This is a genomic window from Gluconobacter sp. DsW_056 (assembly GCF_002153595.1).
GTDB lineage: Bacteria > Pseudomonadota > Alphaproteobacteria > Acetobacterales > Acetobacteraceae > Gluconobacter > Gluconobacter albidus.
The window spans coordinates 191,851-217,184 of the sequence record NZ_JOPF01000009.1 but is presented as its reverse complement, the minus strand read 5'-3'; the positions used below and the strand labels follow the sequence as shown (position 1 = coordinate 217,184).

At 62.2% G+C, this 25,334-nt stretch carries 23 protein-coding genes; 17 read left to right on the top strand and 6 right to left on the bottom strand.

The window, feature by feature from the left end:
* Positions 1-128: 128 nt before the first annotated feature.
* Together HK22_RS08215 and aspS are read left to right on the top strand one after the other, a co-directional pair.
* A complete protein-coding gene (locus HK22_RS08215) occupies positions 129-1,700 on the top strand; it encodes an FAD-dependent oxidoreductase (RefSeq protein WP_086648921.1) in 1,572 nt (523 codons plus the stop codon).
* Positions 1,701-1,793: 93 nt separating this feature from the next.
* Positions 1,794-3,590, top strand: coding sequence for an aspartate--tRNA ligase (gene aspS / locus HK22_RS08210; protein ID WP_086648920.1), 1,797 nt, complete (start codon positions 1,794-1,796; stop codon positions 3,588-3,590).
* Positions 3,591-3,702: 112 nt separating this feature from the next.
* On the opposite strand, the gene HK22_RS15315 is transcribed toward aspS, so the two are convergent.
* A complete protein-coding gene (locus HK22_RS15315) occupies positions 3,703-4,167 on the bottom strand; it encodes a hypothetical protein (protein WP_086648919.1) in 465 nt (154 codons plus the stop codon).
* 340 nt (positions 4,168-4,507) lie between these two features.
* On the opposite strand from HK22_RS15315, the gene HK22_RS08200 reads away from it, so the two are divergent.
* Positions 4,508-4,780, top strand: a complete 273-nt coding sequence (locus tag HK22_RS08200; protein ID WP_062033715.1) for a YXWGXW repeat-containing protein — start codon at positions 4,508-4,510, stop codon at positions 4,778-4,780.
* A 42-nt stretch (positions 4,781-4,822) separates the two neighbouring features.
* Here HK22_RS08200 and HK22_RS08195 read toward each other — a convergent pair whose 3' ends face one another.
* Positions 4,823-5,599, bottom strand: coding sequence for an exodeoxyribonuclease III (locus HK22_RS08195; RefSeq protein WP_086648918.1), 777 nt, complete (start codon positions 5,597-5,599; stop codon positions 4,823-4,825).
* A gap of 4 nt (positions 5,600-5,603) precedes the next feature.
* Complete coding sequence (locus tag HK22_RS08190) at positions 5,604-5,948, bottom strand: iron-sulfur cluster assembly accessory protein (RefSeq protein ID WP_086648917.1); 345 nt, start codon at positions 5,946-5,948, stop codon at positions 5,604-5,606.
* 200 nt (positions 5,949-6,148) lie between these two features.
* Between HK22_RS08190 and HK22_RS08185 the strand changes: the two genes are divergently transcribed.
* From HK22_RS08185 to HK22_RS08140, 10 genes are all read left to right on the top strand, one after another.
* Entirely contained in the window at positions 6,149-7,324 is a 1,176-nt protein-coding gene (locus HK22_RS08185; RefSeq protein ID WP_062033709.1) for a deoxyguanosinetriphosphate triphosphohydrolase, read from the top strand.
* A gap of 43 nt (positions 7,325-7,367) precedes the next feature.
* Complete coding sequence (gene argS / locus HK22_RS08180; protein ID WP_086648916.1) at positions 7,368-9,176, top strand: arginine--tRNA ligase; 1,809 nt, start codon at positions 7,368-7,370, stop codon at positions 9,174-9,176.
* Positions 9,173-10,309, top strand: coding sequence for an SPOR domain-containing protein (locus tag HK22_RS08175; protein WP_086648915.1), 1,137 nt, complete (start codon positions 9,173-9,175; stop codon positions 10,307-10,309). Before argS ends, HK22_RS08175 begins: the two co-directional genes overlap by 4 nt.
* 10 nt (positions 10,310-10,319) lie before the next feature.
* Positions 10,320-11,078, top strand: coding sequence for a ScpA family protein (locus HK22_RS08170; RefSeq protein WP_086648914.1), 759 nt, complete (start codon positions 10,320-10,322; stop codon positions 11,076-11,078).
* On the top strand, positions 11,075-11,674 hold the full coding sequence (gene scpB / locus HK22_RS08165) for an SMC-Scp complex subunit ScpB (protein ID WP_086649107.1): 600 nt from the start codon (positions 11,075-11,077) through the stop codon (positions 11,672-11,674). Before HK22_RS08170 ends, scpB begins: the two co-directional genes overlap by 4 nt.
* A gap of 9 nt (positions 11,675-11,683) precedes the next feature.
* The gene (gene tatB / locus HK22_RS08160; RefSeq protein ID WP_062033685.1) at positions 11,684-12,295 is read left to right on the top strand and encodes a Sec-independent protein translocase protein TatB; all 612 of its coding nucleotides are present in this window, start codon (positions 11,684-11,686) and stop codon (positions 12,293-12,295) included.
* Positions 12,292-13,077, top strand: a complete 786-nt coding sequence (tatC, locus tag HK22_RS08155; protein WP_062033683.1) for a twin-arginine translocase subunit TatC — start codon at positions 12,292-12,294, stop codon at positions 13,075-13,077. The genes tatB and tatC overlap by 4 nt, the downstream gene beginning before the upstream one ends.
* A 24-nt stretch (positions 13,078-13,101) precedes the next feature.
* Positions 13,102-14,364 (top strand): serine--tRNA ligase, encoded by a 1,263-nt coding sequence (serS, locus tag HK22_RS08150; RefSeq protein WP_062033681.1) that lies wholly within the window; start codon positions 13,102-13,104, stop codon positions 14,362-14,364.
* 12 nt (positions 14,365-14,376) lie between these two features.
* A complete protein-coding gene (locus HK22_RS08145; protein WP_062110674.1) occupies positions 14,377-15,144 on the top strand; it encodes an META domain-containing protein in 768 nt (255 codons plus the stop codon).
* Between the two features lie 255 nt (positions 15,145-15,399).
* Positions 15,400-16,011 carry a helix-turn-helix domain-containing protein gene (locus HK22_RS08140; protein ID WP_197460462.1) on the top strand — a complete coding sequence of 204 codons (612 nt, stop codon included), beginning with the start codon at positions 15,400-15,402 and terminating at the stop codon, positions 16,009-16,011.
* Positions 16,012-16,049: 38 nt separating this feature from the next.
* On the opposite strand, the gene HK22_RS08135 is transcribed toward HK22_RS08140, so the two are convergent.
* The gene (locus tag HK22_RS08135) at positions 16,050-18,569 is read right to left on the bottom strand and encodes a helicase-related protein (protein WP_086648913.1); all 2,520 of its coding nucleotides are present in this window, start codon (positions 18,567-18,569) and stop codon (positions 16,050-16,052) included.
* A 135-nt stretch (positions 18,570-18,704) separates the two neighbouring features.
* On the opposite strand from HK22_RS08135, the gene HK22_RS08130 reads away from it, so the two are divergent.
* From HK22_RS08130 to HK22_RS08120, 3 genes are all read left to right on the top strand, one after another.
* Positions 18,705-19,592 carry a ferredoxin--NADP reductase gene (locus HK22_RS08130; RefSeq protein ID WP_086648912.1) on the top strand — a complete coding sequence of 296 codons (888 nt, stop codon included), beginning with the start codon at positions 18,705-18,707 and terminating at the stop codon, positions 19,590-19,592.
* 29 nt (positions 19,593-19,621) lie between these two features.
* Positions 19,622-21,016 (top strand): glutathione-disulfide reductase, encoded by a 1,395-nt coding sequence (gene gorA, locus HK22_RS08125; protein WP_198945509.1) that lies wholly within the window; start codon positions 19,622-19,624, stop codon positions 21,014-21,016.
* Positions 21,017-21,096: 80 nt separating this feature from the next.
* Positions 21,097-23,136 carry an FUSC family protein gene (locus HK22_RS08120; RefSeq protein ID WP_062033676.1) on the top strand — a complete coding sequence of 680 codons (2,040 nt, stop codon included), beginning with the start codon at positions 21,097-21,099 and terminating at the stop codon, positions 23,134-23,136.
* Between the two features lie 6 nt (positions 23,137-23,142).
* Here the strand turns inward: HK22_RS08120 and HK22_RS08115 are convergent, their stop codons facing one another.
* Both HK22_RS08115 and HK22_RS08110 read right to left on the bottom strand, forming a co-directional pair.
* The gene (locus HK22_RS08115) at positions 23,143-23,967 is read right to left on the bottom strand and encodes an alpha/beta fold hydrolase (RefSeq protein ID WP_062033674.1); all 825 of its coding nucleotides are present in this window, start codon (positions 23,965-23,967) and stop codon (positions 23,143-23,145) included.
* A gap of 66 nt (positions 23,968-24,033) precedes the next feature.
* Entirely contained in the window at positions 24,034-24,447 is a 414-nt protein-coding gene (locus HK22_RS08110; protein WP_174694416.1) for a hypothetical protein, read from the bottom strand.
* Between the two features lie 230 nt (positions 24,448-24,677).
* On the opposite strand from HK22_RS08110, the gene alkB reads away from it, so the two are divergent.
* On the top strand, positions 24,678-25,331 hold the full coding sequence (gene alkB, locus HK22_RS08105) for a DNA oxidative demethylase AlkB (RefSeq protein WP_086648909.1): 654 nt from the start codon (positions 24,678-24,680) through the stop codon (positions 25,329-25,331).
* Positions 25,332-25,334: the final 3 nt, after the last annotated feature.

Genomic DNA, 25,334 nt, shown 5'->3' with positions numbered 1-25,334 from the left:
ACAGATGTTTTTCAAAAGCCCGTCCGGACGTGATGTCCGGGCGGGTTTTTTGATGTTTGCCAACCCGTCGCCTTATGCTGCGTTCGCTCTCATGACTGACCTCTTTCCCAACCGGGAGGCCCCATCCGATGTCCCATTCCGTCCAGAACGCCGATTTCCGTGATCTTTCAGCCTTCGACGCGCTTGAGGACGGCAGGATCACCCCTTTTTCTCTGGACGGGGTACCGGTGGTTCTTATTCGCGATGGTGAAGAAATCCACGCCTTCGCAGGAAAATGCCCGCATAAGGAAGCGCCGCTGGAACAGGGGGCGTTCTGTCGGACCGAAAAAGGCAGCGTGCTGGTCTGCCCCTGGCACAAGGCGGTTTTTGATGCGACGGATGGAAGCCTTGTCGAACCGCTGGCCCTTGATCCCCTGCCGCGCTACCCGGCCCGGATCGTTGATGGACGCGTTCTGGTCGGACTGAAGCCGATGCAGCGTGTCGCGCCGCAGAAACGACAGGAAGGGGACAGCGTCCTGCTTCTTGGCGCCGGAGCCGCAGCTGTCAGTGCGGCAGTCACGCTTCGGGCGGAAGGCTTTGCGGGCACCATTACGATGGTGAGCGAGGAAAAGGATCTTCCCTATGACCGCACGGCCCTGAGCAAGACCGTCCTCGTCAGCGAATCCGAAAAAGCGCATGCGCCTCCGGTCCGGGAAGAAGAATTCTATACCGAGCGCGACATCACGCGCATCCGGGGGCATGTGGCGCAGTTCGATCCGCAGACCCGGACCGCAACCCTGGAGGATGGGACGCAACTGACAGCCGATCATGTCCTGATCGCCACGGGTGCGGTCACTAAAAAGCCGGATATTCCGGGGGTGGAGATGAAAGGCGTCTATACGCTGCATCGCGAAGCGGACGCTGAGCGGATCGCCGCCATTCTGGACCCCGACCTGGCGGTGACGATCGTGGGCGCGGGATTCATCGGGCTTGAAGCAGCCTCATCCCTGCGACAGCGGGGCGTTGGTGTGACAATCATTTCCGACAGCGAAATCCCGATGGAAAAGCAGTTCGGCCGCGAAATTGGCATTCGTCTCCGTCAGTTGCATGAAGAAAACGGCGTGGCGTTCGTCTCGGACGCGCGGGTGACGAAGATTTATGCCGATGACGGCAAAGAGGGGACGGCGTCTGGCGTTGAACTGGAAGACGGCACGCGTCTGCCCGCCGCTTTTGTGCTTCTGGGCGTCGGGGTGATGCCAGTTACGGATTATGTTTCGGGTCTCGAACGCGACAAAAGCGGCGCGATTGTCGTGAACGGCCAGATGCGCGTGACGCGGGGCGACGACGTTGGGGCCTATCCCAGTGTCTATGCCGCGGGAGACGCCTCGGCTGTCTTCCATGACGGCGCGCCACGGCGAATCGAGCACTGGCGTCATGCCGAAGTGCAGGGGCGGATCGCGGCTCTGGCGATGATGGGACATGATACTCCGAACGTGCCCATGCCGTGGTTCTGGACGCAGCAGTTTGGCAAGAAAATCGAGCTTCTGGGATGGGGCGAGAGCTTCGACAACGTTGCGCTGGAAGGCGATATCCGCGGTTTCAAGTTCCTTGCGACCTATCTCAAGGATGGCAAACCCATCGCGCTGGCCGGAGCCGGGCATGCGGCCGACATGGCGCGGGCTGCGGTCGATTTCGACGGTTTCATGAAGGAAAAGGTCTGAACGCGCCCCTGAAGTCGCAGAAAACTTGACATCAGAGGGCCGTCCCGGCTTCCTGCGCCCACTTATCCGCACAGGACGTTGAAGAGGCCCGACATGCATCTATACCGCACCCATGACTGTAGCGCCCTGCGTGAAGAGAACGCCGGGCAGACCGTCCGTCTTTCCGGCTGGGTGCACAGCAAGCGCGATCACGGCGGCCTGCTGTTCATCGACCTGCGCGACCATTATGGCGTGACGCAGATCGTCATCCCCTCGGGCACGGACCTGCTGGAAAAGGTTGAGCGCCTGCGTGTCGAGAGCGTCATCACCGTGACCGGCAAGGTCGTGGTGCGTCATGGATCGCAGCGCAACGCGAACCTGCCGACCGGTGACGTCGAAGTTCTGGCTGAGGCTCTGGACGTCCGTTCCAGCGCCGAAGTCCTGCCGTTCCAGGTTGCGGGCAACGAGCACTACCCCGAAGAACTGCGCCTGAAATATCGCTACATCGACCTGCGCCGCGACAAGATGCATCAGAACATCCTGCTCCGCAGCAAGGTCATCACGAGCCTGCGCCAGCGCATGATCGCGCAGGGCTTCACCGAGTTCCAGACGCCGATCCTGACGGCCTCGTCCCCTGAAGGTGCACGGGACTTCCTCGTCCCGGCCCGTCTGCATCCGGGTAAGTTCTACGCCCTGCCGCAGGCTCCGCAGCAGTTCAAGCAGCTTGCCATGGTTGCCGGTTTCGACCGTTACTTCCAGATTGCACCCTGCTTCCGTGACGAAGCCTCCCGCGCTGACCGCAGCCCGGGCGAGTTCTATCAGCTCGATTTCGAGATGTCCTTCGTCACGCAGGAAGACGTCTTCACGGTGCTCGAACCCGTCCTCGCCGGCGTGTTCAACGAGTTCACGCCCGAAGGCTGGAAAATCACGGACGGCGCATTCCCGCGCATTCCGTATGCCGACGCCATGCGCGACTACGGTTCCGACAAGCCGGATCTGCGTAACCCGCTGATCATTAAGGACGTCACGGAAGCCTTCCGCGATTCCGGTTTCGGTCTGTTCGCCAAGATCGCGGCCTCGGGCGGCCAGATCCGCGCCATTCCCGCTCCGGGTGCGGGTGATCGTCCGCGCGGCTTCTTCGATAAGCTCAACACCTGGGCGCGTGAGAGCGGTGCCGGTGGTCTGGGCTACATCATTTTCGAGGCCGAAGGCGGCAAGGGCCCGATTGCCAAGAACCTTGAAGCCGAGCGCGTCGAGAGCATTCGTGAAGCCTGCGGTCTCAAGGCCGGGGATGCCGTGTTCTTCGCTGCTGGCAAGGGGGACGAAGTTGCCAAGTTCTCTGGCGTCGTTCGCACCAAGGTCGCAACCGAACTGGACCTGATCGAGAAGAACGCGTTCCGCTTCTGCTGGGTCGTGGACTTCCCGATGTTCGAACTGAACGAGGAAACCGGGAAGGTCGACTTCTCGCACAACCCGTTCTCCATGCCGCAGGGTGGCCTTGAGGCGCTGAACACGCAGGATCCGCTGACGATCAACGCCTACCAGTACGACATCGTCTGCAATGGCGTGGAGCTGTCCTCGGGCGCGATCCGGAACCATCTGCCGGAAGTCATGCTGCGTGCCTTCGAAATCGCAGGCTACGGCCCCGAGGTCGTGGAAGAGCGTTTCGGCGGCATGCTGAACGCCTTCCGTTACGGTGCCCCGCCGCATGGTGGTGCCGCACCGGGCGTGGACCGTATCGTGATGCTGTTGGCCGATGAGCCGAACATTCGCGAAGTCATTCTCTTCCCGCTTAACCAGAGTGGCGAAGACCTGATGATGGAAGCCCCGGCCCCGGTCGAACCGGCCCGTCTGAAAGAGCTTCATCTGGCGCTCGACCTGCCGAAGCCCAAGCCGACTGCCAGCAAGTAAGCCTTAAGCAGCCTCATTCGCTGTTTCGGAACCGGCATCTTCCATTCGGGAGGTGCCGGTTTTTTTTCATGCTGCCTGTTGGCTTCGTTATTTCCAGGTGTGGGCCGCGAAACTACCAGTGTACCCGGATGCCCGCTGTCACAGCTGCACTGCCGCCTGCGGCACCCTGGATGGTATCGCGGTGTCCTCCGAAGAAGCTCGCCGTCAGGTCCACGCCCGGAAGTGATTTCAGCGGATAGGCAAAAGTCGTCGTCACGCCTTTTTCTTCCATTAGCGGCGATTGTGCTGCCCGCTCGACGTCCAGAGGGCCAATTTTTGAGAGATTCGACAGATCCAGCTTCATCCACTCTCGTCGCACTACGGGGGACGTTCCTGTCTGGTCAAAACTTAATCCACCTGACCCGGATCGACCTGTCATGCTGTCCAGCAGCGCAGGATCCCGCAGGGCATCCGGACGGGGCATCCGTGTGCGGGCGGTATGATGTGCGGGCATGAAATAGGCGGGGGCCTGGGCGCGAAGCGGGAAGGCCCAGACGCTGCCGAGAATACAGGCCGCAAGCCGCCAGTCTGTGTACATTATGAAACCCCCAACGAAAAAACGAAATGAGGGTCTGCGGTAATGGCGTGCGAACCGGATGTGCAAGATGTAGGCGCACACTACGTTGTGTGTCACAAATGATACAGTCAATATAAGATATTCAAATTCAAAGACTGGAAATAAATTCAGTTCTAAATTTGTATCTTAAAAGACACATATCAACTTCTGTATCTTTCCGTTACAGGCGTAGGGAAAGGCATCATGCATGAAACACAAAATCATGGTTTGCCCGGATTCCGCCACAGATGCGCCTCAGCTGCGACAACACATTCCCGGCATCATCTTTCCGTGACAAGGCGTCATGAGAAGGAGAGCATTGATGCTGAAACATCTGTCAGGGATCTTGGCTGTTTCCGCCCTGTTTGCAGGTACGATGGCGATTGCGCCGATGTCGGGAACAGCCCATGCCCAGTTCGTGCCCTATAGTGGCCCATACCGGCAGCCCCCGCCGCCGCCGCACACGCTTCCGGAGACCATTCCCCCCCATCGCGGAGACCTGCACTGGGTGCCGGGCTACTGGCGCTGGAGCGGCAACGGGTATCAGTGGCAGCCGGGCCATCTGAGTCGAAAACCCAGTCTGCGACACGCATGAGGGGACGTAAGGGAGACAGGGTGGCCTGTTCCCCTTACGCCTTCAAACCGTAACGAGAACCGGAACGTGATCGGAGGCCTTTTCCTTCGTCCGCTCGTTCCGGTCGATCACGAAGGCTGTCAGACGCTCCGTCAGGCGGGCTGACAGGAGCGCATGGTCGATCCGCAGGCCCGAATTTCGCTGGAACGCGGCCGCCTGATAATCCCAGAACGTGTAATGCCGGCCCGCAGGGTGAAGGGCGCGCAGGGCATCCGTTAGCCCCATCCATTTTAACCTGCGGAATGCCGCGCGCGTCTCGGGTCGCACCAGTGCGTCATCCGGTGAGAGCGCGCCGGGCGCCAGGTCCTCGTCTGTCGGGCAGACATTGAAATCGCCGATGAACGCAAACGGCTTTTCTGCATCGAGCAGAACACGCGCGCGTTCCGCTAAAGCGTCAAAAAACGCCAGCTTGGTCGCGTAACCATCTTCGCCGCCGGAATTGCCGTTGGGCAGATACAGATTGCCGATCGTGATGCCGTCGAGTTCCGCCTCGATATAACGGGCAGACGGATGATCGAAGCCCGGAAGCGTATGGTGCGTCACCGTGAAAGGCCGGCGTCCGATCAGGGCGACGCCGTTATAGGCTTTCTGTCCCGAGGTTGCGACATGTAGCCCGGCTTCTGCGAACACGGCCGGAAACTGGCTGTCTTCGCATTTGATTTCCTGAAGGCACAGCAGGTCACAGTCCGGATGGCGTTCCAGCCAGTCCTGAACGTGATGGGCGCGGGCGCGTATGGAGTTGATGTTCCAGCTCGCGAAGGTGAACGGCGTCGTGCTCATTTGATCAGGCCAGCGAGAAGCTGGTGCCGCAGCCACAGGACGAGGCCGCATTGGGGTTCGTCACCGTAAAATGCGCCCCCATCAGCTTGTCCACGAATTCCAGCTCCGCGTTTTCCAGCAGGTCGAGGCTGGTCGTATCCACGAACACGCGCGCACCGTCACGTTCGATGACGACATCATCCGCGGCCTGATCGCGTTCCAGTTTGAACTGGTACTGAAATCCGTTGCAGCCTCCGGCCAGAACCGCAACACGCAGCGCAAGCCCCTCGGGTTCGGGCTGGGCTGCGATGATCTCCTTGATGCGGGCGGCCGCACTGGCGGAAACGCTGAAAGGCACGGTGTCGGACATGGGTTCTGTTTCCCGGACTCTGGTAAAGACACTCTGAAAAGACAACTGCGGTCCTGATTATATGGCCAGAGCGTCCCCCAGAGCAAAGGGGTGGGTAGAGGAGGCATGCTTGCGCGGGCACAATGCTGGCGTAGAATGACCCCGTGGGCCGCCCGAAACGGCGCTCTCTCGGCCCGACGGCTCACGCAGGACATGTCTTGATGGTAGCGATCTACGCGGTACAGGATTCCGGCTCCCCTACGGATTTCAGAGGCCGACTCTACCCCGAAGTGGAAAGCCCGGTCCGCTCGCCCTGGCAGCGGGACCGTGACCGCGTGCTGCATTCTGCGGGGTTCCGGACCCTGCAATACAAGACACAGGTCTTCATCAATCACGAAGGCGATTTTTTCCGCACACGCCTGACACATTCGCTCGAAGTCGCGCAGATCGCCCGCTCGATCGCCCGCAATCTGGACCTTAATGAGGATCTGACCGAAACCGTGGCGCTTGCTCACGATCTCGGTCACACGCCGTTCGGCCATGCCGGGGAAGACGCCCTCGCACTTGCGATGAAGGACTGGGGTGGCTTCGATCACAACACCCAGTCCCTGCGGCTCGTGACCGCGCTCGAAGCCCGCTACCACGCCTTTGATGGCCTGAACCTGACATGGGAAGCGCTGGAGGGCCTCGCCAAACATAACGGCCCGGTCAAACGCCCGACGCCCTATTTCGCGGAATACGACGCAAAACATCATCTCGACCTGCAAAGCCACGCCTCGGCCGAAGCGCAGGTGGCGGCCATGTCAGATGATATCGCCTATCACGGCCACGATCTCGATGACGGTCTGCGCGCCGGGCTGCTGTCTTTTGAGGATATTGAAGACCTGCCGCTGGTCGGAGACGCCCTGCGCCGGTCCCGCGAGATGGAGCGTCAGATCGGGCGTGAGGCGTCTGATCAGGCCCAGCGCGTGCGTCATGAAACCATCCGCGTCGTCATCAACCAGCTCGCCACCGACCTGACGGACCAGACGCGCCGGAACCTCGAAGCGCTCAATCCGCAATCGGCCGACGACATCCGTAATGCCGGCTATCCCGTGGTGGCGTTCAGCCCGGAAATGCGTGAGGCCAACAAGACCATCCGCAAGTTTCTCTATGCCAACATGTACCGCCACTGGCGCGTCAACCGCATGGCGCGGAAGGCCAAGATCGCCGTGCGCGAAATTTTCGACATCCTGTCCGAAGATCCCGGCCTTCTGCCCGATCCGCTGCGGGGCCGTGCGAAAGCCGCCGATGACGTGCAGCGCAGGCGTCTGGTGGCCGATTATATTGCCGGAATGACCGATCGTTTCGCGATGGAAGAACATCGACGGTTGACGGACCTCTCCGTGCTGGGCTGATAGAGCCTCTGATTTGAAGACGCGTTACAGGAATCGAGCTGAAATGGCCGCTGACACCACGACCCTTACGACTGACTGTCTCTTTGCCCGCACCCGGGTTCAGGTGTGCGATGCTCTGCGATCGGTCGTCCCCGGCCTGCCGGAAGAGGTGGTGCAGCGCGTCGACCTGACCCCCACCCGGGACCCGTCCCACGGCGATATGGCGACGAATGCTGCGATGCTGGCCGCCAAGCCCGCACGCCGCAAACCCGCCGATATTGCCGCCGAACTGGTCGCGAAGCTCTCCGAACTTCCGGAGATCGCGAAGGCCGAAGCGGCAGGGCCGGGCTTCGTGAACCTGACGCTCAGGCCCGAAGTCCTGCAGGGCGTGGCCGTCTCCGTGCTGAAGGTGGGTGACCGTTATGGCCGCTCCACGATGGGGCAGGGGACGCGCGTGAACGTGGAATACGTCTCCGCCAACCCGACCGGCCCGATGCATGTCGGTCACTGTCGCGGCGCGGTGGTCGGTGACGCGCTGGCAAACCTGCTCGAAGCCGCAGGCAGCCCGGTGACGCGCGAATATTACATCAACGACGCCGGAACGCAGGTCGTCGCTCTGACCTGGGCCACATACTGGCGCTATCTTCAGGCCATCGGCACGGAGATTTCCGCAGACGATTTCAGCCCGCTGACCCCGAATGGCCTGCAATATCAGGGCGAGTACCTGATCCCTGTTGCCGAGAGCATTGTTAAGACGCATGGTCGCGCGCTCGCCAATGCCGAAGGTGGTCCCGCCGATCCGTCCGTCTGGTTCGAGACGGTGCGCCGTGAAGCCCTGACGCAGATGATGGCGGCCATCCGAGAGGATCTGGAAGCGCTGGGTATTTCGCACGAAGTCTTCGCCAGCGAGGCCGAAACGCTGGCCAGTGGTCGTGTGGATGCCGCGATCGCAAAGCTCGACAGCAAGGGCCTGCTTTATGAAGGCGTGCTCGAGCCGCCCAAGGGCAAAATGCCGGAAGACTGGGAAGCCCGTCCGCAGACGCTCTTCCGCTCCACCGAATTCGGCGATGATCAGGACCGCGCACTCCGCAAGTCCGATGGCACCAACACCTATTTCGCCAACGACATCGGCTACCACGCCCAGAAGGCCGAGAATGCCGACGTCCTGATCGACGTCCTCGGCGCCGATCACGGCGGGTACGTTTCCCGCATGCGTGCCGCGATTTCGGCCCTGACGGATGGCAAGACCGGCTTTGAAGTCGTGATGTGCCAGATCGTGCGCGTCGTGAAGAACGGCGAGCCGGTGAAGATGTCCAAGCGCGCTGGCACGTTCGTGACCCTGCGCGACCTTTTGGATGAAGTGGGCCGTGACGCCGTGCGCTTCACGATGCTGACCCGCAAGGCCGATGCGCAGATGGAGTTCGACCTGGACGCCGTTGTCGCCCAGACGCGCGACAATCCGGTGTTCTACGTCCAGTACGCCCATGCCCGCTGCCGTTCGGTCCTGCGTTCGGCCGAGACGATGTTCGGCGCGGACGCCGTGATGCCGGAAGCCCTGTGCAGCGCTGACCTGGCCAACCTGTCTTCGGACGTCGAACTGGCCGTCCTGCGTCGTCTGGCGGCTTTCCCGCGCAGTGTCGAAGCCGCGGCTACGGCCCGTGAGCCGCACCGCATCGCGACCTATTGCATTGATCTGGCCTCCGACTTCCATGCCCTGTGGAACCGGGGCCGCGAAGATACCACCCTGCGCTTCCTGCACGAGAACGACCGCGCAACCAGCCTCGCCAAGCTGGCGCTGGTTTCGGCCATTGCGGGAACGCTGCGCTGTGCCCTCACCATTCTCGGCGTCGTGCCGGTAGAGGAAATGCGATGAGCCCGGAAAACGATCAGGATCGCAACCGCCCCGATCCCGGCGATTACGCCCGCGCCCCGAAACAACCTGCGGGTCCGGCTTCTGGACCACGCCCGCAGGCGCGTTTCGACCGCGAGCGGCTGAGCAACGATTATGACGACGAGCCCCCGCCGCGCCGCCGTCCGGCTGCTGCCGGGGGAGCCTCCGGAGCCGGGCGTCTGACATCGGTTCTGGGTAGTGATCCTGCCACGCGCAAGCTGGTCGGCGGTGCGGTTGGCATCGGCGTGGTGCTGATGCTGGCGGTCGGCGGCTGGTCGCTCATGGGCGGCCACCATGGTGGCATCCCCATCATCGGTCCGCCGCCGGGCCCCGTGAAGGACCGTCCCGCCGATCCGGGCGGAATGCAGATCATGAGTGGTGATGACGGGGAAACCGACATGACCGGCAGCGGCGAGGCGCATCTCGCGCCCGGCCCCGAGCAACCCGATACGAAGGCGCTGGCCCGTCAGTACGGCGTCCCTCCCGGCACACCGGCACCGGGAACATCTGCAACAGACGCACCGAAAGCGGATGCCCCGGCACAGGGAGCCGCCACTCCGGACAAGGCTTCGACAGCCCAGACGCCTGCGATCCCGCCCGAAGCGGCTGCGCCTGCGGATACGGGGCAGATGTCTCCAGGGACCGCGCTGCCTGCCACAGTTCCGGAAAAGCCGCAGGATCAGGCTGCTGCCCCGGCCGAGCCTCCAAAGGCTGGGCCTGTCAAGGAAGCCCCCAAGAAGGAAGAGGCGCCAGTCCATCATGCGGCGCGACCGGTGGAGAAGCCGCTGCCCGCGCCTGTGCCCAATCCCGATGCTGTCGCATCGCCCAAAACCGCCGCTCCGGCTGCGGAGAAAACCGAGGCAGCCAGTGGTTCGCATGAAGTGCAGCTCGGCGCGCTCGACAGTGAAGCTGCGGCCCGTAAGGAATGGGACAGTCTGCGCCATCAGGCGCCGGCCCTGCTCGCCGGGCATACACCGCTGTTCGAAAAGACCACGCGTGGGGATCATACGTTCGTGCGTCTGCGGATCGGCGGATTTGCGGATCTGAAAGCTGCGCGGGCTTACTGTGTGAAGCTGCACGCACAGTCCGTCGCCTGTACGCCAGCCCAGTTCTGAGCGCTGGCGTTTGAGCGAGACACTGCATCTGACGCTTGACGGGTTTGAGGGGCCGCTCGATCTGCTCCTCGATCTGGCCCGCAGGCAGAAGGTGGATCTGGCGAAAATCTCCATCCTGCAACTGGTGGAGCAGTATCTGGCCGTGGTGGACAAGGCCCGTGCGGAGGCGCGGAGCCTGCGGCTGGAACTGGCGGCGGACTGGCTCGTCATGGCGGCCTGGCTTGCCTGGCTGAAATCCAAACTGCTGCTTCCCGCCGAAAACGAAGACCCGGACGCCGAAGACGCCATCGAGCTTCTGCAGGAACGCCTGATCGAACTCGAGCGGATGCGTGCCGCCGCCCGGTGGCTGGCCGAACAGCCCCGGCTTGCTCTGGACGTGTTCCGGCGCGGGGAGGGCGAGGACCATACTGAAATCGACCGCTCCGGCCTGCGCGTGGACATGCCTGCGCTCATCACCGCCTATCTGTCTGCCCGGCGCAGAACAGGGCGCCGGACAGTCTATGTGCCGCGTGCCCGCCGCTACTGGAGCGTGCAGGACGCGCTGTCCCGTCTCAAACGCCTCCTTGGAACGAACAGCGTGGTCGGCTGGCACACCCTGACCTCCCTCCTGCCGGACCCGGACGAACTGGATGGCGAAGAAGGGCCTTACGGACGCAACGCAGCACTGGCAGGGACGCTCCTCGCGGGGCTGGAGATGGCGAAAGGCGGGGCGCTCGAACTGCGTCAGCCCGAGGCTTTCGGCATCATCGAATGGCGCCCCGTATCATGAGCGACTCCAGAATGCTCGACCGGGCCTGCCGTCTGGTGGAGGCACTGGTTTTCGCCAGTCCTGAACCCGTCAAACCGTCTGCAATCGCAGAACTTCTCAGAGCCCAGTCCGTTGCCGTCGCAACGGAGGAGGCGATTGAGGCCGTCCGTACACTCTATGTCGATCATGCCATCGAAATGGTGCTGGTTGCGGGCGGCTGGCAGTTCCGCACCCGCCCCAAATATGCCTCGGCTCTGACGAAAATCGTGGAAAAGCCGCGTCGCCTGAGCCGGGGGGCGATGGAAACGCTGGCGATCGTGGCCTATCACCAACCCTGCACTCGCGCAGAAATCGAGGCCATTCGGGGTGTTTCGCTCGGGCAGGCCATTCTTGACGCCCTGCTGGAAGACAGTTTGATCGCTCCGAAAGGGCGCAAGGAGGTGCCCGGTCGCCCTGTCCTGTGGGGCACCTCGGCCCATTTTCTGGAAAGTTTCGCCCTCCCGGATCTTGCCGCTCTGCCGCGCAGGGAAGATTTCCTGCTGGATCGGGCCTCCACAGAAGTGGAAGACGATGCGCCGAACGGTTCTGCCGTAGGCGGAACGGAGCAGACAGGCTAGGAATGTCGCATGTTTGACTTCAGTTTCTCGGAAATCGCGCTGTTCGTGATGGTGGCGATGGTCTTCATCCGCCCGAAGGACCTGCCGGTTGCCATCCGCACCCTGTCCAACGGGTTGAAGGCGATGCGGCGCATGGCCTCGGAGTTCCAGTCCCATGTGGACGAGATGGTCCGTGAGGCCGATCTGTCCGAGGCTCGGGACCAGTTCCGGGATCTGAAGAGCTTCAACCTGCGCGACCGCGTCACGAAAGCCATCGACGGTGACAATTCCATCCGGCGCAGTCTGGATCTGGATGCCTCCACGAAGGCTTCGGCCGCTGCACTGCCCAGGGTTCCAGCCGCACCGCCGCTTCCGCCACCGCCTGCGTCGTCCCTGACCGATCTGGAAACGGTGCCTTACAACGCCCGTCCGCAGTTCGAGCCGGCCGTGGACCTGCCCGCGCAGGAGGAGCCGGACGTCAACGAAGATGTCGCGGGCGCTCCGTCCATTCTGCCGCCCAGCACGGCACGGCGGCTTCAGCATGAACGTTCCCGCTGGCGTGCCCCCGACATCCTGCCGCCCGTCCGGGCCATCCATGCTGGCCGGCGCATCCCCATCGCGAGCGGAAAGGACGGCGAATGACCGACACCGACAGCATCAACGACACGCCGATGCCGCTCCTCGAGCATCTCGTAGAACTGCGCAAACGCCTGATCTGGTCGATCGTGACCTTCGTGATCGCCTTTGCCATCTGCTACCATTTTTCGGGCGAGATCTACCGCTTTCTGGCGGCCCCGCTCGGCAACATCATGCGCAAGAACGGCGAACAGCCGCACCTGATCTACACCGCGCTGTATGAGGCTTTCTTCACCTATATCCGCGTGGCCGTTTTCGGCGCGACCTGCCTGTCTTTTCCCATGATCGCCATCCAGGCCTGGATTTTCATCGCGCCCGGACTGTATCGCAGCGAAAAACGCGCCTTTGCGCCGTTCCTGATCGCCACGCCCATCATGTTCCTGATCGGCGCGGCACTCGCCTATTATGTCGTGTTTCCTTACGCGTGGCAGTTCTTTCTCTCTTTCCAGACGCCGCAGAACACTGATGGCGGCATGCAGATCGAGCTTCAGGCCAAGGTCTCGGAATATCTGACGCTGGTCACGAAAATGATCCTGGCGTTCGGGGTCTGTTTCGAACTGCCCGTCATTCTGACGCTGCTGGTCCGCGTCGGCCTGCTCAGCGTGGCGCAACTCAAGCGTTTCCGTCGCTATGCTGTCGTCGCGTCCTTTGCTGTTGCGGCCGTCATTGCCCCGCCCGATGCGATTACGATGCTGAGCCTCGCCATTCCCCTCGTCGCACTGTACGAGGTATCCATCCTGACGGCCCGGTTCGTGGAACCGAAACCGATGGCCGCCGACGAAGACTGATGACACCTGCCGGAGCCCTGAACCATGCATGACCTGAAAGCCCTGCGCGCCGACCCGGCCGCTTTTGACGCTGCTCTCGCACGTCGGGGCCTGTCACCCGTGGGACAGCAGCTCGTCAGCGAAGACGAAGAGCGCCGCGCTGCTCTGGTCGCGCTTCAGGACGCACAGGCCGCCCGCAAGACGATCGCCAAGGAAATTGGCCTGCTCAAGCGGCAGAAGCTCGACACTGCTGAGATTGAAGCAAAGGCCGTAGCCCTGCGGGATCAGATCGCCGGGCTTGAAGAGCGTGCCAACACGATCCAGACCCGGATCGACGATGTGCTGAAAGCCCTGCCAAACCGTCTTGACGCCTCCGTCCCGGACGGCAGGAGCGAAGACGACAACGTCGTCGTCCATGTCCGAGGCGAAAAGCGCGAGCTGGCTTTCGAGCCGAAACAGCATTTTGAGCTTGGCGAAGCGCTGGGCCAGATGGACTTCCCGACCGCGGCCAAACTGTCGGGCACACGTTTTGTGGTTCTGCGCGGTGCGCTGGCGCGTCTGGAACGCGCCCTTGGCCAGTTCATGCTCGACACCCATACGACCGAGTTCGGCTACAGCGAAACCAGCGTGCCGCTTCTGGTCAATGACGACGCGATGTATGGCACGGACAAGCTGCCCAAATTCGCCGAGGACTCGTTCCGCACCGAAGACGGCCGCTGGCTGATCCCGACCGCCGAAGTGCCGCTGACGGCCTCTGTCATGGGCGATATCCTGCCCGCCGATGCCCTGCCGATCCGCATGACCGCACTCTCGCAGTGCTTCCGCTCCGAAGCTGGCTCCGCCGGGCGTGACGTGCGTGGCATGCTGCGCCAGCACCAGTTCACGAAATGCGAACTGGTCTCGGTCGTGCGGCCGGAAGACAGCGAGGCCGAGCATGAGCGCATGACGCAGGCCGCCGAGACGGTTCTGGAGCGTCTCGGCATCACGTTTCGTCGGATGCTGCTCTGCGCGGGCGATACGGGGTTTGGCGCGGCCAAGACGTTCGATCTGGAGGCCTGGCTGCCGGGCCAGAAGGCATGGCGCGAGATTTCCTCATGCTCCAACACGCGCGATTTTCAGGCGCGCCGGATGAATGCGCGCTATCGTGCGGAAAATGGACCGGCCTTCGTTAACACGCTCAACGGGTCCGGTCTTGCTGTCGGCCGGACGATGATCGCGGTCATGGAGACCTATCAGAACGAAGACGGCAGCATTGATATTCCCGAGGTTTTGCGTCCCTATATGGGTGGGCTGAACCGCATCGGTTGAGGAACCCTGCGCATGATGATCACGCTCCGCCGCTTCGTCCTGACCTTGTTGGCCGCAGGCTCTGCCCTGTCCAGTTTGCCTGTTTATGCCGCCAGTCCAACGGTGGATCGGGCGAATGCCATGCACACGCTGCACGGTCAGGCGCTGTATCGTGAGCGCATGGCCCTGCCGCCGGGCGCGGTTCTGAGTGTCTGGATCGAGGATACGGGCGCCACGCATGGCGCGCCCCTCGTCATGGCCGAGCAGCGCGACGAGATCCATCATGGCGTTCCCATTCCCTATACGCTGACCTATCCCGCGCTGCCGCCGGGGGGGCATTATGTGCTGAATGCGGAAATCACGGTAGAGGGACGGCGGCTTTTCGCCACGCCGGATGGGGGCGTACCACTCGATCACCCGCAGCTTCTGCTGCGGCGTGTCGCGGAAACGACCGTTCGGGCGCCTTATGGAACGTGGCGAATCCAGAGTGTCGGTGCCCTGAATTTCCCCAATACGCCTGAAGCACCGGGCCTGACCCTTCAGCAGGACGGGACGGTTTACGGAACGGATGGCTGCAACCGCCTAATGGGCCACTTCAGACTTGAGGCCCGGACACTTCGCTTTCAGCCACTGGCCATGACGCGCAAGGCGTGTCTGTCGCCGCTGATGGAACAGGAACGACAGATCGGCGCATTTCTGCCGACCGTGACGTCTTGGTCGCGGGAAGGAGAGAATCACCTTGTCCTGCACGGGAGCAAGACGTCTGACACGATGGTGCTCGTTCCGCAGGATGCACCGTAAGCAGACTCAAAAAGACGGGGTTTTTCAGGAAACTTTTCGTCTTGTGAATTTTTAAAAGGGCAGGGGGGTATGATCCCTCTTTTCCTGAAAAGCGAAAGAGGACTAATCTGATCCAGCTACCGCTATCTTCCAAAATGGATCGAGCAGACAGAGGTTTTTGCGCGACGGCGCGGGAACCCTGACGGGCGGGAAATTTCTGTTGCACGACAGGCGCAGAACAGAACGCGCCGTGGCCGTCAGTTCGGAGGCTTAGACATGAAAACGACACTTCAGCTCGGGCTTGGGCAGAAATGGACGTCTTATTCCGCATCTGATCGGTCAGTGCGCGAGGTCCGCGAAATCGTAACGCTTGCGGCAGGACGTGTCTGTTTCAGAACTGAAGGAAAATCGCTCGTTCCAACACAGACTTCCGAAGCGGCATACAAGGCATGGATCAGAGAAACGGAGGCCGTATTGACCAAAAATGCCATTCCACAGGCGCAGCTTTCCCCCGGACTTGAGCTTGGGCGTCGTATTCGGCTTCTGCGGGAAATGGCCGGCCTGAGCCAGAATCAGCTGGCCGAAAAGGTCGGAATTTCGCGTTCGGCCGTGGCTTTCTGGGAAACGGGGCGCTCAGGCCATGTGGGAAAACATCTGGGCGGTCTAGCCGAGGTTCTGGGAGTGGAGCCCGAAGTCCTTCTGACGGGCATGGCTTACAAGGCGATTCAGGCCACCCTGACGCCTGATGAAGACACGATGCTTGCCCTCTACCGGCAGCTCGATCCGCTCATCAAGTTGCAGGCCCAGAAATGGATCGAACGACGCGTGCGTCATAGTGAAAGCGAAATCCAGAACGCAAAAACGGGTCGTTCGCCTAAGTCCGCCTGATTAAAACCGGCCTGACATCCGTCAGGCCGGTGCGCGAATTACGAAGGTCGTTTGCGCGTGCTCCCCGAACGCTTGCCGCCTTTTGCAGGAAAACTTCGCCCGCCTGGATGGCCTCCCGGCTTTTTCGGCCCGGAAAAGGAGCTTCTGTCTCCCGGTCTGCCGCCGGATCTTTCGCCGCCGCGCCCTGGACGCCCTCCAATACGCTGCTGTTTCTGGCTTTCGCGCATCCGGCTCTGGGTCCGCAGAACCTGTTCGATCCAGTCATTGAGAATGGATGTATTGATTTCCGCGTCCTGACGGGCCGGATAGGCGTCAGGGAAGCGCAGTGCGAGCCAGCGCCAGGCCACCAGCCGCTTGTGACGTTTCTCGGCCCGCTCCAGCTCCTCGCGTCCCGCCTGCTCCGGATGCGGCAGACGTCCCGTGCCCGGCGGCGGTACCGGTCGCCCGGCCGCATGATCCGCCGCCCACTGGACAAGGCGCTGGATCCCGTTGTCCCGCTCGTCGATCGGGCACATGGCATACGTCCAGCGTGTCGAAAGGTCGAGGTTTTCCACGCCTTCCAGAGCGGCTGCGATTTCCAGCGCCTGTTCCATGTCGGCCAGGCGGTAGTTCGGGTCATCCGCACGCAGAACGGCATGTTTGATGCGCGTCAGAACGCCGTAGAGACTGTCGCTGGCAATTTCTTCGGCAACGGCCCGGACGATATCCGAATCCGGCTGAACCAGCGGGCGGAGTTCCGTGACGACTTCAGGTGGCGCACTCAGCATCTTCTTGACGAAGGTCGGGCTGCCCGCTCCGGCCAGCACGCAGACAAGTCCGTTTTCATGCTTGCCATAGCGTCCGGCGCGACCGCCGATCTGTTTGACTTCCTGCGAGACCAGATCGCGCGTCTGGCGTCCGTCGAACTTGCGCAGCGCACTGAACACGACCCGCCGGATCGAGAGGTTCAGGCCCATGCCGATGGCATCCGTCGCGATCAGGATGTCTGCCTCGCCATTGTTGAACCGGGCGGCTTCGGCACGACGGACTTCCGGGCTCAGGGCGCCGTAGACTACAGCCACGCGACGCCCGCGCGCCATGAGCTCGGCGCGCAGATCCAGAACTTCGCGGCGCGAAAAGGCAATGACGGCATCGCTGGGCTTCAGTTCATCGAGATGTAAGGTCTCACCCGCTTTGAGCGGGCTTTTGCGTTCGAGATGGATCTCATCCACCGGATCATCGCAAAGCTCGGCGATGCGCTTGACCAGCGGGATACAGTCCGGCGCGCCAAGGATGAAGACATGCCGTGCCGGAACACCCATGATGGCAGCCGTCCAGGCGGCACCACGGTCCGGATCGGCGAGCATCTGTGCTTCGTCAATGATCGCGACATCCACCGGATTGTGGAACGGACACATCTCGACCGTTGCCGCCAGATGGCGCGCGCCGGGCATTTCGATCCGCTCCTCGCCCGTGGACAGGGATGCCGGAACGCCGCGTGAGAGCAGAGACTCGCGGAATTCATGGGCGAGCAGGCGCAGGGGCGCGAGTGCCAGCCCGCTTTCGGCATTCGCCAGCGCATTAAGGGCGGTATAGGACTTGCCGGAGTTCGTCGGTCCGGTCACGAGCGTGATACGCCGTTTCAGCGCGCGTGCCGTGCGGAAATGGGCCGCGAACCGGTCCAGAGCCGCGACGCGGGCAATGGCCGCATTGCCCGCCTTGTTGCCCAGATCCAGAACTTCCGGCCGGTCTTTCGTTCCGCTGCGCCACTGTGGCAGGAATGTCCGAAGCCGTTTGAGTTCTATGGGATCGAAAAAGAACAGCTCGATTCCGTCCGGTCGCGTTTCGCGGCGCGCAACGGGAATCCGGTTTTCCGCAACCCAGCGCAGCGCCTCGCGGCGGGAGCAGTGCAGAACGCCGGGCAGATCATCGAAGCTGACGAGTCCCTCTTCCCACTGCCGCAGGCGTTCAAGCTCACGGGCACGGCGTTCTTCGGCACGGGCCTGAATGTCGGCCTGTTCGCGAGCGCGGCGTTCTTCCGCAATGCGCAGATCGTCCTCAAAGCCCAGATCGACGCTGCCGAAGGCGCTAGCAATGCTCTGTGAAAGCTTTTCAAGCTGGCCGCTCGACAGGATCAGTCCAGTGTCGGCGAGATCGGCACGCACATCCTCCAGAACGGCGCGCGGAGAATCGCCCATCTCCTGCCAGCGCGTCATCAGAACGTCGTCCAGTGTCCGGCGCAGGGCAGGCATGTCGGCGCGCGGGTCATGGGTGCGGGCCGCCGCGTCCTGCGTGTCGGCTTTACTCACCCAGACTTCACCGGCCCTGCGGCACAGATTCATGAGCTGGGATGCCCAGGTCTTGCGGCGCACAACGCATAGCGCCTCGATCAGCCCGTCATGGGACAGGCTTGCCTCCGGGCCTTCAAGCCGGCGCGCAACCTGGCGCAGCAGGGCAGGGCGTTCGCGCGACGTGATGTCGAGCGAAGTTCCGAATTCGGCCTCGGCCCGCTGAAGGGCGCGTTCGGCCGGAGAGAGTGTGTCGGAAAGAGGGGCGTCCGGCATGGAGTCGTCTGTCATAAGAGTCTTGTGCGTCATTCCGGCATGCGCTTCAACGCGGATGGGTTTCCCGAGCGGTGACGATTGGGCTAAAAGACCCGACCCTTATCAGGTCCGAGACCTGTTATCCGTTCCGCACCGGAGACAGAACCAGACATGTCTACCCCGACTTTTGCTGCCCCCACCCCCGAGATCGACGAGCCCCTGACCGGCTTGGTGCCGTTCGAAGGCCATCCGAAGCAGTATCGTCTTGCCGAGCCAAGCAAGGAATACGCGCATCTGTATCCGGCGAAGGTGCTGACGGTCCATCACTGGACGGACCGCCTGTTCAGCTTCACCACGACGCGTGACCCCGGCCTGCGTTTCGAGAACGGCCAGTTCGCGATGATCGGTATCGAAGTCGAAGGCAAGCCGCTTTTGCGCGCCTATTCGATCGCCTCCGCCAATTACGAAGACAACATGGAGTTCCTTTCCATTGCTGTCCCTGATGGTCCGCTGACCTCGCGTCTGCGCCATGTGAAGGTTGGTGATACGGTTCTGATCGGCCGCAAGCCGGTTGGTACGCTGCTGCTCGACAACCTCAAGCCGGGCCGCAACCTGTATTTCCTGTCCACGGGCACGGGTCTGGCGCCGTTCATGAGCCTCATCAAGGACCCCGAGGCCTATGAGCGCTATGAAAACGTGATTCTCAGCCATACCGTCCGCATTTCGGGCGAGCTGGCCTATGAGAACCACATTCGCCACGAATTGCCGGAACACGAGTTCCTCGGTGAGTTCGTCGCCGGCAAGCTGCGTTACTACCCGGCCGTGACCCGCGAAGACTATGCCGTGACCGATCGCATCACGAAGCTGATCGAGACGGGCAAGATCTTCGAGGATCTGGGTATCGACAAGCTCGACCCCGAGCATGACCGCGTCATGATCTGCGGTTCGCCGGAAATGCTGGCCGACACCGAAGCCCTGCTGGAGCGTATGGGTTTCGAGGAAGGCAATATGAGCCATCAGGGTTCGTATGTCGTTGAGAAGGCCTTCGCCGAGCGCTGAGGTTTGATAACAGGGTACGAGAGGCCGGAATGATGCAGGATTTTGATCTGTTCGTTATTGGTGCCGGTTCGGGCGGGGTGCGCTGCGCGCGCATTGCCGCCCAGAACGGAGCGCGCGTCGCGATTGCGGAGCGCCGTCACTGGGGCGGAACCTGCGTCAATCTGGGCTGCGTACCCAAGAAATTGATGGTTTACGCGGCCGATTATGGCCGCGAGATCGCCGATGCCCCGTCCTATGGATGGGACGTCGCGCCGGTGGCGCATGACTGGTCCATGCTGATCAGCGCCAAGGATCGCGAGATCGAGCGCCTGAACCGCATCTATGTCTCGATGCTGGAAAAGGCCGGGGTTACGCTGTTTACGGGTGATGCGCGTTTCGTGGACGCTCATACGGTCGAAATCGGGCCGTCCGAACTCGCGCCGGATGCGTCCGTCCAGCGCGTCCGGGCAAAGAACATCGTCATCGCCACGGGCTCTACGCCCACGCGCCTGAACATTCCCGGCACTGAACATGCCATCGTTTCGGACGATGCCTTCCATCTGACTGACCGCCCCGAGCGCGTCGCCGTGATCGGCAGCGGCTATATTGGCGTTGAATTTGCCGGGATTTTTGCAGGGCTCGGCTCGAAGGTGGATCTGGTCTTCCGCCAGCAACATCCTTTGCGCGGCTTTGACAACGAACTGCGCGCCCATCTCTCCGAGCTGCTGCCGCTGAACGGCATCAAAGCGCATCCCGGCCGCTCCCCTGAGCGGATCGAGAAGGTCGGCGAGGCCTTCCGACTGCATCTTGAAGGCGGGGAGGTCATTGAGACAGACTGCGTGTTCATGGCAACGGGCCGTCATCCCAATCTGGCGCCGCTGAAGCTCGACAATGCGGGCGTGGCGACCTGGGACGGCCGGATTCCGGCCAGGCCCGACGATGCGACGACGAACGTGCCCGGCATCTATGCCATCGGGGACGTGACGGATACCTACAACCTCACGCCCACCGCCATTGCCGAAGGTCACATTCTGGCCGAGCGTCTTTTTGGCGAGCCGGGCCGCGAATGGTCCTTCGCCACGACGCCCAAGGCCGTGTTCTTCTCCCAGCCGCTTGCTACGGTGGGTCTTACTGAAGAAGACGCTGTGCAGACGCATGACGTGGACATCTACACATCCAGTTTCACCCCGATGCGCCAGACGCTGTCGGGCAGTAAGGGCAAGACCCTGATGAAGCTGGTCGTGGACGCAAAGAGCCAGATCGTGCTTGGCGCCCATATGGTCGGCCCGGATTCACCGGAAATCATTCAGGGCCTTGCCATTGCGATCACGGCAAAGCTGACGAAGCGGGATTTCGATCGCACGATCGGCCTGCATCCGACCAGTGCGGAGGAGTTCGTGACCATGCGGAGCCTCACGCGCCACGTTCCCCGAAAAGCAGGCTGACACATCATGACGGCGCGTACTGGTCTCACGGAGGCCCGGCAGTCGGGCCGTCACAGAATTTCTGAAGGGCAAGACCGGGCATGAAGTTTGGCTGGCTGTTTGCCCCGTCCATCACGTCCGTCATGTTCGCCCTCCGCACCACGGTCGCCTCGCTTCTGGCGCTGGCGATTGCGCTGTGGATGGAACTTGGTGAGCCGCAATGGGCCGCCATGACCGTCTGGATCGTCGCCCAGAATTCACGCGGCGAGAGTATTTCCAAAGGACGCTGGCGTCTGGTCGGCACCGTCATCGGGATGGTGATGGCCATCGTGCTCATGGCAGCGTTCCCGCAGTCTCCATGGCTGTTTCTGCCGGCTCTCGCCATCTGGGTCGGGCTGTGCGCGGGCCTTGCCACGCTGACACACAACTTCCGCGGTTATGCGCTCGTGCTTGCGGGCTATACCTGCACCATTATCGCGCTGGGCGCGGTGAAAGAGCCGGATCACGTCTTCAACATCGCGATGGCGCGGGGAACCTATATTTTCCTCGGCGTGATCTGCGAGACGGCGATGGGTATGATCGCGCTGCCCAATGTCGCCGGTCGTGCGCGTGAAGAGCTGCGCAACCGTCTTCAGGCCATTCTCACCCGCGCCGTCCCGGCGCTGACGGCCGTGCTGCGCCAGAAAACGGGCGCGACGGATGATCTGTCCGCGCTGCTGGGATCTTTGCAGGCCTCCAGCGATCAGATCGAATTCAGCCGCATTGAGATCCGCAGCGAGGGCAACGAGGTCGAGCACGCCTATGTCACGCTCGGGCTGGTTGCGCGCGTCCTGTCGCGTGGACTGGGTCTGCGCACCCGCATGACGTCCGTGACGCATCAGCCCGAAGCCCTGCGCCCCTTCATGGAAAGCATGGCCAATGCTCTGGACGGCTTGCCAGAGCGTCTGGTGACGGATCGTCGCGGCATCGGCGCCCTGATGCAGGCCGAAGCCCTTCTGGCGGAGTGCCGGGGGCGCATGCAGACGGTTCTGCCCCGCGACGACGAGGACTCCCTGAACGAAGGAATCATTCTCACGGGCGTGGAAGTCATGCTGTCCGACCTGTGCGAGACCCTGCGGTCCTATCGGGCCAGCGTGGACGGAGCCCCGGTCTCGGAGCGGCATCGCCTGACCCGGAATCCGGACTGGCGCGCATCCATGCGTAACGGCATCCGCACAACGGTCGCACTGCTGTTCGGGGCCTATGTCTGGGAAGTCACGGCCTGGCCGCAGGGCAGTGTGTTCCTGACCTTCATCGCCGTGGTCTGCGCGCGTTTCGCAACTTTTGAAAACACCGTGCTGCTGAGTTCTGCATTTTTCTACGGGGCGGTTTTTGCGGCTCTGGGAAGCATCATCCCGGTCTTTATCGTGATGCCGGTTACGGCGAATTATCCGTTCTTCTGCCTCGTGGTCGGGTTCTTTATGATGATCGGCGGGCTGGCCGCCCGCAATCCGTCCACGGCGGTCATGGCGGCGTCCTATGGAACATTCTTTCCGTTCCTGCTGGGGATGGACAATCAGGGACGCATCAACGAGCTCGGCTGGTTCAATACCACCATTGCCCTGCTGCTGGGCCTCGGGGCGGGTGTGGTGATCTTCCGTGCCATCCTGCCGTTTACGCCCGCCCGTGCGGGCGAGGTGCTGCGCTATCAGCTCAAGCGTAGCCTGCGACGTCTGGCGTTGCCGGGTGTCGTGATGGACGAATATGTCTGGATCAACGAAGGCACGCAGAGCATGGAGCGCGCCGTGCGTTTTGCGGGCTCTCTGTCCAGCGACCGGGCGGAGGCCATGCTGCGCGGAACGCTCTCGGTGCTGACGGTCGGGCGAAACGTGCTGATGCTGCGCAAGCTGGCACAGCATGGAAGCCTGCCGGACACGGCAGTGGCGGCGGTGGACGGGCTGGTCCGCAACCTGTCCCGCCGCAAGCTGCCTCTGACGCATACAACAGCGACCATCGACCCGACGCTGGATGAACTTTATGCACTGGAACGCCAGTCGCAGGATCCGTCGATCCGCCACGATCTGGTTCTGGCCATTGGTTCCCTGCTGATCGTGCGCACTGAAATGCCGGTCAGCAGGGCGTTTCTCAAAGGGGCGTTCTGACGCGTCTCAGGGCGTGGCGAGGAAGCGGAGCAGATCTTCGTTCACGCGCTCGGCATGGGTCATGAAAAGTCCGTGCGGGGCGCCTTCATAGGAAATCCAGGTCGAGCCCGGAATGGCGGCCGCGGCTTTCTCGCCGGAGATGCCAGCCGGAACGGCAGAATCGGCCGTGCCGTGGATCACCAGTGTCGGGACGGTGAAGGCCTGCAGGTCCGAACGGAAATCGGTCGTGCCCCAAGCATCCACACAGTCCAGCGTGGCCATCGGACTGGCCATGCTAGCCAGCAGGAAGGACCAGTCCAGCACGCCCTGACTGACAGGGTGATGGAGCATGCTGACGCCGTAGAATTCGGGAATGAAGTCTTTCAGGAAGCCGAAACGGTCCTGACGGATTTTCTGTTTGATGCCGTCGAACACAGAGATGTCCACGCCCTTGGGATTGTCGGACGTCTTGAGCAGGAACGGCACGACGGACGACAGCAGAACGGTCTTGGAAATGCGCGAGCGGCCGTGGCGGCTCAGATAGCGGGCGACTTCACCGCCCCCCATGGAGAATCCGACAAGCGTCGCATCCCACAGATCGAGCTGTTCGAGAATGACAGCCAGATCGTCGGCGAAGGTATCGTAGTCGTAGCAGTCGATCGGATGGCCGGACTGGCCAAAGCCGCGACGGTCATAGGTGATGACCCGATAACCCGCTTCCACCAGTGCCAGCGTCTGCTTTTCCCACATGTCCCCGGTTAAGGGCCATCCATGGATCAGGACAACGGGCTTGCCTGCGCCCATATCCTTAACGTGAAGGCTGGTTCCATCAGTGGCGGTGATATACGGCATGGTTCTGATCCTCGAAGGAGTTCATACGGGGATCAGAACTTGCTGCCGGGGTTTTGGTTGCGTGTCTTACCAGCCGTTTCCGCGCGGTGCGACGTAGCCGTTGCCGGTGGCGTCGCCGAGCTGGCCGGACTGCGTGTTGTTGCTGCCCTGATAGGATGATCCGAACTTGGACAGGTTTGCGCCCGTTACGGAATCACGTTCCACTCCGGCCTCGTGATCCGGGTCCGGACCATGCTCGAAATCGTTGGACGGCGTATCGGAATAGCCCGGAGGCGGCTTGCGATGGCCGCGCGCACGGAAATGCTCGCCGCCGGTTGTGGCCTGCTGCTTGGCATCCGTCTGGCCCTGATCCGGCTGCACGGGAAGGGTCGTGCCGGAGGCATAAGGCTGACCGAATGTCGCGGTCTGGGCTTGTGCCGCCCCGGCCACCAGGGCAGTTGCCAGCAGGGCATGGCAGAAGAAACGGGAAGAGGACAACATGTGATCCAGTCCTTGGCCGATCATAACAACAAGACTGCCTTCCGGACGAGAGAGAACGTCATGTTCCGACATTCCCGGCAAGACGGCATATGACACTATAATCGGCCTGCTTTGAGCCGGGTTCAAGAGTTCTTTTCCCCTGACAGAGGCCGCAGAAGGCTCCCATATGAAAGTCATGCCGATATTCGAGAGGTTTTATCGCCGTTTGAAAGCGTCTGAGGAATAACCGGATGGAGGATCTTTTCGCCTCTCTGCGTCCCCGGACCGTTCTGGCGGAAGGTGCGGTATGGCTGCCCGGTTTTGCCTTGCCGGATGCCCCCGCGCTCCATCAGGCCATTGCGGATGTGAGCGCCATCGCGCCCTTCCGGCATTTCCACACGCGCATGGGGGCGATGTCCGCCGCCATGACCTCCTGCGGAGCCTGCGGCTGGACGGCCGATCCCTCCGGATACCGCTATACCCGGACCGATCCCGAAACCGGCGAGCCCTGGCCCGCAATGCCGGACGCACTTCGTCATCTTGCCATCCGGGCCGCATCGGAAGCGGGGTATGATGGCTTCGATCCGGCGTCCTGCCTCATTAACCGCTATATGCCGGGAGCGGGTATGGGGCTCCATCAGGATCGCGATGAGGGGCGGCCGGAAGCGCCGGTTGTGTCGGTTTCCCTCGGGATCCCGGCACGCTTTTCGTTTGGCGGCACGAGCCGGAGTGATCCGAAGCGTATCATCGAACTTCTGGATGGGGATGTCGTGGTCTGGGGCGGGGCATCGCGCTTTGCATGGCACGGGGTCTCCCGCATTCGCGAAACATTCCATCCGCAGACAGGTGCCATGCGATACAATCTGACGTTTCGCGCTATCAACGTCGCGCTTTTTCGGCCATAACCA